Genomic DNA, 13037 nt, shown 5'->3' with positions numbered 1-13037 from the left:
ACGCTTCAAACATCAAGCGGTAAGTTCAGAACATATATTATTGGCTTTAGTGATCGAACCCAACGGGATTGCTGGGAAAGTATTACGAGATATGAAATTGAATGAAAAAGATATTTATGAAGAAATCGAGCATTTAGTCGGTTATGGTACAGTGAAAACTTATGCAAAAGGTGTATTTCTCCCTTATTCTCCTCGAATGAAACAAATTTTTGCTTTGGCAAATAGCGAAGTAAATAAAATGGGTGCACAAAAAGTGGGGACTGAGCATATTTTACTTAGTCTACTAAAAGATGAGAGTATCATGGCTACTCGTATCATGATCAACTTAGGAATCAGTTTGAGCAAAGTTCGTCAGTCATTGAAACGTACGATGGGTACGGACACGAGTACCGGTGGTATTCGCCGTCGAAATCCACAAGAAAAGCGAGCAATGACACAAGGTACTCCTACGTTGGATTCATTAGCTAGAGACTTAACTAAGTTAGCCAAAGAAAACAGATTAGATCCAGTCGTAGGGCGTTCAAGAGAAGTCAAACGGTTGATCCAGATACTTAGTCGCCGAACAAAAAACAACCCTGTTTTAGTTGGAGAACCCGGGGTCGGTAAAACTGCGATTGCAGAAGGATTGGCTCAAAAAATCATTTTAGGTGAAGTACCTGAAGAGATGAAAGCAAAACGTCTGATGATGTTAGACATGGGGGCGTTAGTCGCTGGGACGAAGTATCGGGGAGAATTTGAAGATCGAATGAAAAAAGTCATTGATGAAATTTATCATGATGGTCAAGTTATTCTCTTTATTGATGAATTACACACATTGATTGGTGCTGGTGGCGCAGAAGGTGCCATCGATGCATCGAATATTTTGAAACCAGCGTTAGCACGTGGAGAATTACAGACGATTGGTGCGACAACATTAGACGAATACCAAAAATACATTGAAAAAGACTCGGCATTGGAGCGACGCTTTGCACGTATCCAAGTAGATGAACCGACAGCAGATGAAGCGGAAGAAATCTTACGTGGTTTACGTTCACGCTATGAGGAACATCATCATGTGGAGATCACCGATGAAGCAGTACGAGCGGCAGTCAATCTTTCTGTTCGATATATCACTTCCAGACAGTTACCAGATAAAGCGATCGACTTGATTGATGAATCGGCAGCGAAAGTTCGATTGGAACAAGCGGACGATTTGTCAGAAACGACGATACTGAAACAAGAGATCGATCAAGTGAATAAAGAAAAAGAACAGGCGATTCAAAAACAAGATTTTGAAACAGCTGCGCATTTACGTAGACAAGAAAAAAGCTTAATGAAAAAACTAGAAAAACGTTTAGCGATTGAAGCAAAACATAAAAATGGCTTTGCGGATCGGGTGACTGAAGAAGATGTAGCTACAGTTGTTTCGGAGTGGACAGGTGTACCATTGCAACAGTTAGAAAAGAAAGAAAGTCAACGATTACTGGAACTAGAAGCATTGCTTCACGAACGTGTTGTTGGACAAGATGAAGCGGTCAAAGCTGTTTCTCGTGCGATCAGACGGGCGCGTAGTGGCTTAAAAGATCCAAATCGCCCGATTGGTTCCTTTATGTTTTTAGGCCCAACAGGAGTCGGAAAAACAGAATTGGCGAAAGCATTATCAGAAGTAATGTTTGGGGAAGAGGACGCATTGATTCGTGTCGACATGTCTGAATTCATGGAGAAGTATAGTACGAGTCGTTTGATCGGTTCGCCTCCAGGCTATGTGGGTTATGATGAAGGTGGACAATTGACGGAAAAAATTCGTCAAAAACCTTACTCAGTTATCTTGCTAGATGAAGTGGAAAAAGCTCATCCAGATGTCTTCAATTTATTATTACAAGTGTTAGATGACGGTCATTTAACAGATGCTAAAGGAAGAAAAGTAGACTTTAGAAATACGATCATGATCATGACTTCTAATATTGGCGCTACTCAAATCCGTGAGGAAAAAAATGTTGGATTCAACGTCCAAGATATTACTAAAGATCATCAAGCGATGCAAAAACGGATACTTGAAGAGCTGAAGAAAGCTTTCCGCCCTGAATTCTTGAACCGTATTGATGAGACAGTCGTTTTCCATTCATTAACAAAAGATGAAGTCCATGTGATTGTTCAAATCATGAGCCAATCGATCGTCAAACGATTGAAAGAACAAGATATCTTAGTGAAAATCACGCCAGCAGCAGTTGATGTGATTGGGAAAGTCGGTTTTGATCCAGAGTATGGTGCACGACCACTAAGACGGGCATTACAAAAAGAAGTAGAAGATCGTTTGAGCGAAGCTTTGCTTGGAGGAGAAATCCATTTAGGCGATCAAATCACTGTTGGCGCTTCGAAGGGCAAAATCACAGTAAATGTGCGCGAACCTAAGAAAATAACTGTTAAAGTATAATGACAGAGTGAGATCGCAACAGAAATAGCTAGCTCTGATAGACAAGCCAGAAACCCAAAAATCATTTGAATTTTTGGGTTTTTTGGTTTTCTAAAGGAGTTATTTCTAAATCAATGGTGAAACAATAGATAAGCCAGAAATTATTTTACAGTATCGTTACAATCAATAATAAATGTAAGAAGTATTGGAAAGTTTTCAGAGCTGTGCTACTATTATGGAGTTGTAGGAGGAGGAAATGATGATCGAAATCATAACTACTATAGAATCAATGAAACAAGCAGAAGAATTGCTTGAAGCAGGAGTGGATACCTTATATTTTGGGGAAGAACGCTTCGGTCTACGCTTACCAGCTTCTTTTACAAGAGAAGAACAACGCGAATTAGTTGCGCTGGCACATCGTTACGGTAAAAAAGTAAATATAGCTGTCAATGGGATCATTCATCCTGAAAAAATGAAAAAAGTCCCAGAGTATCTGCAATTTTTAAAAGAAATCAATGTGGACATGATCACAGTTGGTGATACTGGGATTATCTATACAATGAGAAAAAATCCAGAGTTGAGTATCCCTTATGTTTTTGATGCAGAAACATTAGTGACGAGTGCACGTCAAATCAATTTTTGGGCAAAAAAAGGGGCGATTTCTGCTGTTTTAGCACGTGAAGTGCCATTTGATGAGATGAAAGAAATGGAAAATAAGTTACAGATTCCTGTAGAAACACTTGTGTATGGAGCTACATGCATCCATCAATCGAAACGTCCACTGTTACAAAATTACTATAACTACACGCAACAGGACGAAAAAAAAGATCGTGAAAGAGGACTCTTTCTCGCTGAACCTAAAAAAGAAGATACACATTATTCGATTTATGAAGATTCACATGGTACGCATATTTTTGCGAATAATGACATCAATTTAAGTAATGAACTCCCACAGCTTTATGCCCATCATTTCCGTACCTGGAAATTAGATGGCGTTTTTACGCCTGGTGAAGCATTTGTTGAGATCACTAAATTATTTGTTGAGGCAAAAAAAGCATTATTAGCAGACACATGGACAGAAACGTTAGCACAAGAAATGACGAATAAGATCAACGGATTACATCCAACGAATCGAGGACTTGATACAGGTTTCTTTTATATTGATCCTGAATCTATCAAGTAAGGAGTATGGTGAAATAAAATGACAACAAAAAGAAAATTAAAACGTCCGGAAGTTTTAGCACCAGCCGGTACGCTTGAAAAACTAAAAACAGCTATTCATTATGGTGCAGATGCTGTGTATATTGGTGGTAATGCTTATGGGTTACGTAGTCGCGCAGGAAACTTTACCTATGAAGAAATGGCAGAAGGCGTTGCATTCGCAAAAGAACATCAAGCGAAAGTGTATGTAGCAGCAAATATGGTCACACATGAAGGAAATGATGAAGGAGCCGGTGAATTTTTCCGTAACCTGCGCGATGTGGGGATTTCCGCAGTGATCGTCTCTGATCCAGCACTTATTGAGATCTGTGCTACAGAAGCCCCTGGCTTACCTATCCATCTATCGACTCAAGCTTCTGCTACCAACTATGAAACATTGGAATTCTGGAAAGAAGAAGGCTTGGAACGTGTAGTTTTAGCTCGGGAAGTTTCGATGGAAGAAGTCGCTGAGATACGTCGACATACGGATGTAGAGATTGAAGCATTTATTCATGGAGCAATGTGTATCTCTTATTCAGGACGTTGTACATTGTCGAATCATATGTCGATGCGTGATGCCAATCGTGGAGGCTGTTCACAATCTTGTCGTTGGAAATATGAATTGTATGATTTGCCATTTGGACAAGAGAGAAACTCTTTGACAGATGCTGGCGAGATTGAAGAAGAGTTTTCGATGAGTGCGGTAGATATGTCGATGATCGAACATATTCCTGACTTGATTGAAAATGGCGTAGATAGTTTTAAGATCGAAGGTCGAATGAAGTCGATCCATTATGTATCAACTGTCGCAAATGTTTATAAAGCAGCTGTAGATAGTTATATGGAAGATCCTGAAAACTATGTTTGCAAACAAGAATGGATCGATGAGTTATGGAAAGTGGCTCAACGAGAACTAGCAACAGGATTTTATTACGATACACCTAGCGAAAATGAACAATTATTTGGTGAACGTCGTAAGATCCCTGTGTATAAATTTGTCGGAGAAGTCTTATCTTATGACGAGGAGACGAAACAAGCGACAATCCGTCAGAGAAACCTCTTTTCTGTAGGGGATGAAATCGAATTTTATGGGCCTGGATTTACTCACTTTAGTCAAATGGTTGAGGTGATGCGCAATGAAGAAGGAGAATCCATTGATCGCGCACCAAATCCTATGATGATTTTGACCATGCCAGTCACACAACCAGTTAAACCTGGAGATATGATTAGAAAAAGAAAATAATTTTTTAAGCAATCAAGCGAAATGAGCATCTCGTCAACAGAATGACTAGAAACGTGTTACACTTATTTTTTGTAAGAGATGATAAAAAAGTTTATAGAAAAATAAGCGGTAGGATGTGGCATCAGTTGCTAAAAGGAGGAACAAGATGAAAACATATGATTATATTGTCATTGGCGGAGGATCTGGAGGCATTGCTTCAGCGAATCGTGCCGGTATGCATGGAGCGAAAGTATTATTGATTGAAGGCAATGAACTAGGTGGCACGTGCGTCAATGTCGGATGTGTTCCAAAAAAAGTCATGTGGCAAGCAAGTACGATTTTAGAAACGATCGAACGTGATGCTTCAAGCTATGGTATCCAAGCAGACGTCAAACATGTTGACTTTAAAGAACTGGTAGAGAAGCGTGAGAAATACATTGATTTCCTTCATGGCGCTTATCAAAGAGGCTTAGATAGTAATAACGTTGAAGCAATCAAAGGATATGCTCGCTTTGTCGATAGTCAAACCGTCGAAGTAAACGGTGAAAGCTATCAAGCGAATCATATTTTGATTGCAACTGGTGGTAAGCCAAGCAAAATGACGATTCCTGGTGGAGAATATGCCATTGATTCAAACGGCTTTTTTGCATTGGCAGAATTACCAAAATCGACGATCGTATTAGGTGCTGGTTATATTGCAGCTGAACTTTCAGGTGTGTTAAATGGCTTGGGAAGTGAAGTGATGTGGGCGTATCGTAAAGAACGTCCATTACGTACGTTTGATAAAATGTTATCTGATAACTTGATTGAGATGTATCAAGAAGCAGGAATCCACACTTATGCAAACTTTACGGCTAGCGAAATAACAAAGAACGGGAATGTCTACACCGTTACCTTTGAAAATGGGGAAACACTAATGGCAGAGTGTGTGTTATTTGCTGGCGGACGTGTACCGAATACAGATGCATTAGGCATCGAAAAAACGAACGTTGAATTAGATGAAAAAGGATTTATCAAAGTGGATAAATTCCAAAATACAACCGATTCACATATTTATGCTATTGGTGATGTCATTGGTAAAATCGACTTGACGCCAGTAGCGATTGCTGCAGGTCGTCGTTTGTCTGAGCGACTGTTCAATGGCAAAGAAAATTCTTATTTAGACTATGATTTAGTTCCAACAGTCGTCTTTACTCATCCACCGATTGCGACCATCGGATTGACCGAAGAGCAAGCGTTGACGACATACGGTGAAGGACAATTGAAAATCTATCGTTCACGATTCACGCCAATGTATTTTGCTTTAAACGATTATCGACAAAAATGTGAAATGAAATTGATCTGTGTGGGTGAAGAAGAAAAAATTGTTGGGCTGCATGCCATCGGTGTAGGTGTCGATGAAATGTTACAAGGTTTTGCAGTAGCGATCAAAATGGGAGCAACCAAAGCAGATTTTGACAATACAGTAGCCATCCATCCAACAGGCGCAGAAGAATTTGTTACAATGCGTTAAGTCGTTAGTAAGTTGCGGAAATACCCATATAGAAAAAGCAGACGTATATTCCGTCTGCTTTTTCTGATTTATGCAGATAAAACTATGTATAAAGAACTGTTTCAATGTTATTCCAAAATGAGGTTGTTGGTATTTTAGAAATTTTGATCATTTTAGCTTTCGTTTTAGCTTGGTTCAGTTCGATGTCTGTTAAAACTAAATCATATTGATTGACTGTGTCGTAGTTTACTTGAAAAATGTTATCAGTATATGTATGGATCCTATGAATCGCAGGGATTTTTTTGAATAACAGTTGCTTATACAGTGCAAGTGTTCTTTCTTCCTGATAAGAAACAATCAAGATAGACACCTTCTTCTTGTAAGGAAAAACGGTCGTCAGTAAAGCAGGTGATAATGAAATCAATTCTAATAGTAACTCTTCATAGAGTAATTGATTCCGTTTGATCATCATTAATCCAGCATGGTCAATGGCTTGATTATATGCTTTTAGTATCTGAGGCGAATGCGTAAATAGGATTTCAAATAAAATCTGTAGATATGTTGTTTTAAAGAATTGTCGGTTTTTATTGTAATTGATCAACTCACTCAATTTCTGAATACCTTCTTGATTCAAAGAGAAGTCTTGAGATAATGAACGATAAAAGTACTCTGAAAATTGTCGAATCCGTTGATATTCCCCCTGACTACTAGGTGCTGACTGAACACAAGGGAAATAGATTTTTTTGTCTAATAGATTTGAGACAGTTGTGGTTGTCACATTAAAACCGTATTCTTTTTCAATGATTGAACAAAACACTGTATTATTTTTTATTATTTCAAAAAAAGAAGGATCATTGATTGGATTTCCTTTATTTTCTGAGATCAAATGGCCTTGTCCGATCCGAATGATTGCTGTGTAAAGATAAAAACTATTTATAATCACTTTATATGTACTAATTGTTTGATGTGTTGCTTGCTTTTTATAGTAACGTTGTAACACATCGAATATGTGATAAAAATGGGGCAATTGCTGTGGCGTATATTGCTCACGAAACATACTACAGAAGAATTGCCTAATGTAACTTTCATCCCCAATGATTTTGAGTTTTGAGGAGATATGTATGGATAATGGCGCATTGATCTCGCAGAAGTAAGTATTGATATTTGCAATGATCCGACGAATACTTGTTTCACTTAAATATAATTTATTTGCTAATTTAGATAACGTTGGCTCTACTTCAAAAATCATCTGTAGCATTTGTACATTCGTTGATTGATTGAGTATTTGTTTGATTAAATCTTCCAAATTGATTTCTGGTGGTAATAGTAAAGAAGCCACTTGATATTTATCGGTGTTGATGCAAACTGGTGCATATGTATGGTTAAAAAACGCAATATCGGTCAATAATGTTTTTTTTGTTACCCCAAGTTGTTCTGCTAAAGTCGAACAGTCAATAGCGGCCATGCCTAAGAGTAAAGCTAGTTTGATCTGCCTTTCAGAAGTCTTTTCAAGCATATTTGTTCGTTTTATCATACTTTTCAGATCTTCTAAAAATAGAAAATCTGTTTTTTCACATCCTTTATCCATGTTATAAACATTATTTTATCATACTTTTCTAATTATTCGAATTTTTCTTTTTATTATAATCGGTGGTTATTTAAAAGTGAAATTGCCTTCTTTATTTAATAAGTATTATTTAAAAAAACAACATATGATAATCTGAATAACTAGAAGTAGTCAATTGACACACGCAAAAGTAAAATTTTCTGATACATGTTTGTTTCACTTACAAATCCTTAACTATAACATCCGAGCAATGTGAGCATTGAACATGTTTTTTATAAAACAGAAAAACTAATATTAAGAAATTATCGAAAAAGCTGTACGATACATTATAGGTTTTTTAAAAGAAAGGAGCTTGTTGACTATGGGTGTACTTGAGAAACAATTAGAGAGACAAATCTCATTGCTTTATTTGCTAAATATTGAGTCATCGAATATTAGTAATCTAGCCAAAGAATTGAGTATTACAGATAAAACGATTGTAGCAGATATCGATAGTTTCAATACAGCTTGTTTTCCCGCTCGTATTGAAACTAATCAGTACAAAGAGGTATCGCTTTCGATACCAAAGAAATTGAATTTAGATGATATATTTGTCAGGATACTTAATAATTCAACAAATGTGAAAATTTTAAAGTACATATTCATTACAGAACCTTCTCTTTCTGAGATTGCGACAAAATTATTTTTAAGTAAAACGAGTATCCGCAGGATCGTCGCCAAAATCAATACATATTTCTTGAAAGAAAAAATCAATGTCCAAATTAATTTAGAGAACAAACTAACGATCACTGGAAATGAAATCGAGATTCGACGTTTATTTGCTAGTATGTTCAAGGAAATTTATAAAGTAAAAGAATTTCCTTATTTCGATACGATTTATCAGATGCTCAGACGTTGTTTGAAGGCACAAAAAAGGACGGTTAGTACACCAAAAGTGATGTATTCGGTGTATTATATTTATTCTTCGATTATTCGAATTGGTAATAAACATCTTATTCCTGAGAAAGAATTGATCCACAATGAGCAAATCGTGGGTACCATCTTGGAGATTATCCAAAGTGATACAGTTTTTTGTACGTTAATGAGTCAAAAATATAAATTCAACGTCACACAAAAAAATGTTTCTAATATTCTCACTTCCTATTTTGGTCTAATGTTTACAGAGGTCCAACATCGTGATCAGAGATTAGAGCAGAATATTGAAAAGTTTCTTCAAAGCTTTTACAGTCTATTAGCGATTGACATGTCGATCAACACTACGGAAATCGAATATTTTTTTGATTTTATCAATTTTTATAAAGAATTAGCCATTTTTAAAGTAAGCTATGCAGATATATTCTATAAAAAAATGATGGAGAACAACCCTAAGATCTGGCAAGCCTATCAAAAATCTTTGCAAATTGCGCAATTAAATTTTGTTGAGCAAAGCGAACTATTGCATAAAGAATTATTACTCGAATTAATCATTTTTTCCAATGATTTGTTACGGATGATTGAACCCAAAATACAAGAGAAGTCGATTTTATTATTAAGTTCTCAAGAAATTGGCTTATCTCTTTTATATAAAAATTTGATTTTACATAAGCATCCATTTTTAAAAAATATTGATATCTATGAGAAGGACGTTTTTTCTATTGATTACCAATTAATTAATCAATACGATTTGATCTTGACTGATCTATCCTTAAATTTTGATCGGATCACGTCCGAAATTTTGAAAATCTCTAAAGTTCCTACTTCGATTTTTTGGAATAATTTTGAGCAGTGTCTCTATTCTTCTTAACAGAAATCGTTTTGTTGAACGTTTTTTTCATCTTTTTATCAATTTTGAAAAAATAGATAGTAGTGGTAGTCGAAATTCAGGTATGCTTAAAGCAATCGCTAGTTGGTGTTGGATAGGATAGGCATTTTATGAGAAAGTGAGCTGGAAAATTCGTTGAATAAGTTAGCAATATTTTTACTGATTGGGGTATACAGTATAGCATTCAAGGCATTATCTTTGATATTTAAAATACTTTGGGTAGTCACCAAAGCACTTGGAAAGTTCATTGGAAAAATGGTTAGAAAGGGATGGGAAAAAAGGGCACAAAAAAGGCGCTTACACGTTCACGTGAAGTAGCTTCACAGCAAAGAGGAAATAACTTAGATCGTACGTCTATCCGTTCAAGCATATCGCAAGAGAGTCGATTGAATACGCGAGTATCACAAGCCCAACAACAAACGACTCGGCTGCGTACCTATTCTGGCCAATCTCTAACGACAGGACACTCGAGATAATACAAAGGAAAAGAGAGAGGAGTGAGTGATGGATGTCTATAGAAGATATATCTAAAGAAAAGATGCTTAGAGAAGACAAGCTTAAAGAAAATAATAAAAGTAATATCAATGAATCATTTCTATCTATATTTTCATATAAAAATGAAGCAATCATCAACAGAATCATTGGATCTCCAATTGATGAAAAAATCAGAAATGAAAGCAAAGACATAAATTTTGATACGACGCATAATGAGTTAATCCGTGATAAGAAAGAAAATATTACCAAAGAGCTTAAAATCCTTGATTACCAATTAGAAATTATTCGTCTACAACGAGACATAGCGACCATCAAGGGGATTGGAGCCATCAGCTTTTCTGAGCAACAGGCTATCGACGATGAGTATGCCGGAAAACACGCGGGGTTAAAAAAAGTTCAAACGACTCTGGAAAGTCATCAAAAAGAATTAGACAAATATGGAAGTGGTCAAAGTGTTTTAAAAATAAATACAAAAGACCAGCAAGTTGATTCAGCAATCGTTCTCGCATTGATCAAAAAAGACGAATTTAAAAAAGAATTGACCGCCCATAGAGTAGGACTAGTAGCAAAAGAAGATGAGGTCAATAAGTTAAGGGCTGAAATTGGAAAAATAAAGAAAAGTAAAAAGACAGTCCTTGAACAAAAGGTCCAATTAGCGGAAGAGAAAGTTAAAAAAATTGAGATCGTCCAAAAAGAATTAAAGGATAAGATAGAGAAAGTTGCGGTAGACACAGATCAACTAGAACCTTTGCGACGTTCCAATTCTTTTTCTGAATTTACAGTAAATAAAAATGATTCAGACGAAGTGTTAATGTCAAAATTTCAAGCAATTAGTGCAATAAAAGAAGGATATCAAAATGAAATTGCTGAAACAAAAGGCTTGATTGATTATACCGATAAGGTTGAAATAGAAATCGTTCGTTCGATAGAAGTGAAAGCGGAGCAAGCAAAGGAAGCAGTTGTCCTAAGTAAGGCTGATCGTGAGGCGACTGTTGTTACACCTACGATTGAACGCGAGCCAACTCCAGTGATTGCGGAAGAACCAAAAAAAGATGAAGTCGATAGTGCTACTGTTGAAAAAAACCCGCCTCCGATAGAGGTCAATGTGATTGTGAACGAGGCGCCAGAAAAAACGAAGCTACAGAAACCAATAGTGGAAGAACCTAAAAAAGAATCTGTTGTAAGCGAAAATCTTGAAAGTAAAAAAGCAGAGCTTATCAAAGCGTATGTCGAAAATCTTCAAGCAAAAGTAGAGTTGATCGAAGCTAAAAACAAGAATACTGATGACTTATTAAAGCGGATCAAACAGAGCAATACGACCGAGGATGTGCAGTTTTTAAAGGAACTTAAAGCGGTTTTGGCTGATCCTGAAAAACTGCAAAAATTGACCAAAGATTTATCTACTGAAAGTGTAAAACAGATGGATAAAGATATCAAAGGCTTACAAGAAGAAACTCGTGGAATAAAAGAACAAACGAAAAAGTTGAGTGAATTAGATCATTCAAAATTAAAACAATCATTTTTCAGAAATTCCCGAAAAATCCGTGCAGCTAGATGGTTGTTGAATCTATGGCCGATTGCCATGTTACCATTAGGTATGTCATGGGTGGGTTCCATATTACCATCTACAGCTATGACTATTTTTGGGCAACAGTTTGTGAATGCTGCAGTTGGTTTTGTCACTGCCAGTTTTTTTGGTTCAAAAGCAATTATTTATGCGAAAAAGAAAATTCCGCAAGTATTCAATAAGTTAGTACAGAAGTTCCCAAGAGTATTTGGTCCAATTGCTCGTGGATTGTCGAAAGTACGCGAAAAATTGACTTTTGGAAAACAAAAACAGCCAGCGGAACAAATGAAAGATGCAACTCCAGTAAATGAGAAATTGGTAGAAGGAATAGAGAAATCTGAAGTAACAAAAGAAAGATTAGCTTCTAAGGATCTCAAAGGCAAAGTTGTAGCGATGGAAGCACCAACCAAAGAAGGTGCAAACATAGCTGAAATAGAAGAAAAACAGTCAAGAGCCAAACGTGCGTGGGAAACAGTCCGTCATGCGCCGAAGCGGATGTTTGATTATGTGATGAAAAATAAATTATCCTTATTTATCATGTTGGCTGTACCACTGGCTCTAGGGATAGGTGGAATGTTTGCCCTATCTGCGCTAGTGCCGATGCTTGCAACCTCTATGGCTGCGCCATTCTTGATGCAGTTAGGTGCCGTGGCTTTGATTGGTGTCAGTATTGGAATCGGTATCCAATTATTAGACAAGTTTGTGTTCAAACGAATTGAAAGTCGTGTAGCCAAAAGAGAGGATTTGGCATTTGAAAAAAAAGTTAACGAAAAAATTTTAGAAGGCCAAGAGTTAGGGAAGTGTCAATCTTTAGATTCAAAAGAATTTAGAGAGAAAGTATCTGCGATCGCTGGTCTTGATGAAAAAGCGAAAGCACCTGAGCAAGCCCTGACCAATGAGCAACAAAAAACGACAGAAATATCTGAACGAACCACTGAGACGGCGAAAGAATCGAAAGTCATTGAGATGAAACCAAGAGATAGTACACAACCTCAGCTAAGTACATCGCAAACGAAGGTAGAACCAACACCCTCTGGCTCGAAAGAACCAGTCGCATTGACAAACAGAGGAAATCAGCTAATCGAACGTCGCGCAAGTTTTTCCGGTACGGGTCCAGACATCGGACGACAAGCAAGCTTTGAGTCATTAAGAAGAAACTCATTGCAATTATCAAATGAGCGAAATAACCGAGCACGTAGTCAGCAAACGCAGGTTCAAATTCAAAATAATAAGAAAACTATAACGACACAATTATAAAAAATAACTTTGACTGAAAGGAAATAAAAAATTTGAAAAATTCC

General features: G+C 36.7%; 8 protein-coding genes (1 of these 8 cut by a window edge). 7 read left to right on the top strand and 1 reads right to left on the bottom strand.

The features are described 5' to 3' along the window. The 4 genes from IGJ49_RS14325 to gor all read left to right on the top strand — a co-directional run. A protein-coding gene (locus tag IGJ49_RS14325) for an ATP-dependent Clp protease ATP-binding subunit (RefSeq protein WP_438723934.1) crosses the window boundary here: on the top strand, window positions 1-2413 show its 3' portion. 62 nt of this gene lie to the left of the window's left edge; 2413 of the gene's 2475 nt are visible here — the last part of the coding sequence; its start codon lies beyond the left edge, outside the window; the stop codon is at window positions 2411-2413. Window positions 2414-2651: 238 nt separating this feature from the next. Continuing rightward, window positions 2652-3575 carry a peptidase U32 family protein gene (locus tag IGJ49_RS14320; protein ID WP_023520583.1) on the top strand — a complete coding sequence of 308 codons (924 nt, stop codon included), beginning with the start codon at window positions 2652-2654 and terminating at the stop codon, window positions 3573-3575. Between the two features lie 18 nt (window positions 3576-3593). Beyond that, complete coding sequence (locus IGJ49_RS14315) at window positions 3594-4835, top strand: peptidase U32 family protein (RefSeq protein WP_023520582.1); 1242 nt, start codon at window positions 3594-3596, stop codon at window positions 4833-4835. A gap of 145 nt (window positions 4836-4980) precedes the next feature. Further along, a complete protein-coding gene (gor, locus tag IGJ49_RS14310; protein ID WP_349521400.1) occupies window positions 4981-6327 on the top strand; it encodes a glutathione-disulfide reductase in 1347 nt (448 codons plus the stop codon). An 82-nt stretch (window positions 6328-6409) separates the two neighbouring features. Here the strand turns inward: gor and IGJ49_RS14305 are convergent, their stop codons facing one another. Then, window positions 6410-7840 (bottom strand): helix-turn-helix domain-containing protein, encoded by a 1431-nt coding sequence (locus IGJ49_RS14305; protein ID WP_438723931.1) that lies wholly within the window; start codon window positions 7838-7840, stop codon window positions 6410-6412. Between the two features lie 394 nt (window positions 7841-8234). On the opposite strand from IGJ49_RS14305, the gene IGJ49_RS14300 reads away from it, so the two are divergent. The 3 genes from IGJ49_RS14300 to IGJ49_RS14290 all read left to right on the top strand — a co-directional run bounded on the left by IGJ49_RS14300 (window position 8235) and on the right by IGJ49_RS14290 (window position 12993). Beyond that, entirely contained in the window at window positions 8235-9656 is a 1422-nt protein-coding gene (locus tag IGJ49_RS14300; protein ID WP_023520580.1) for a helix-turn-helix domain-containing protein, read from the top strand. 287 nt (window positions 9657-9943) lie between these two features. After that, window positions 9944-10150, top strand: a complete 207-nt coding sequence (locus tag IGJ49_RS14295) for a hypothetical protein (RefSeq protein WP_438723928.1) — start codon at window positions 9944-9946, stop codon at window positions 10148-10150. A 32-nt stretch (window positions 10151-10182) separates the two neighbouring features. After that, entirely contained in the window at window positions 10183-12993 is a 2811-nt protein-coding gene (locus tag IGJ49_RS14290; protein ID WP_438723926.1) for a hypothetical protein, read from the top strand. The last annotated feature ends 44 nt before the right edge of the window (window positions 12994-13037 follow it).

The organism is Enterococcus sp. AZ171, assembly GCF_051714005.1.
Taxonomy (GTDB): Bacteria; Bacillota; Bacilli; order Lactobacillales; family Enterococcaceae; genus Enterococcus_B; species Enterococcus_B pernyi.
This window is presented reverse-complemented; position numbering and strand designations above follow the sequence as displayed.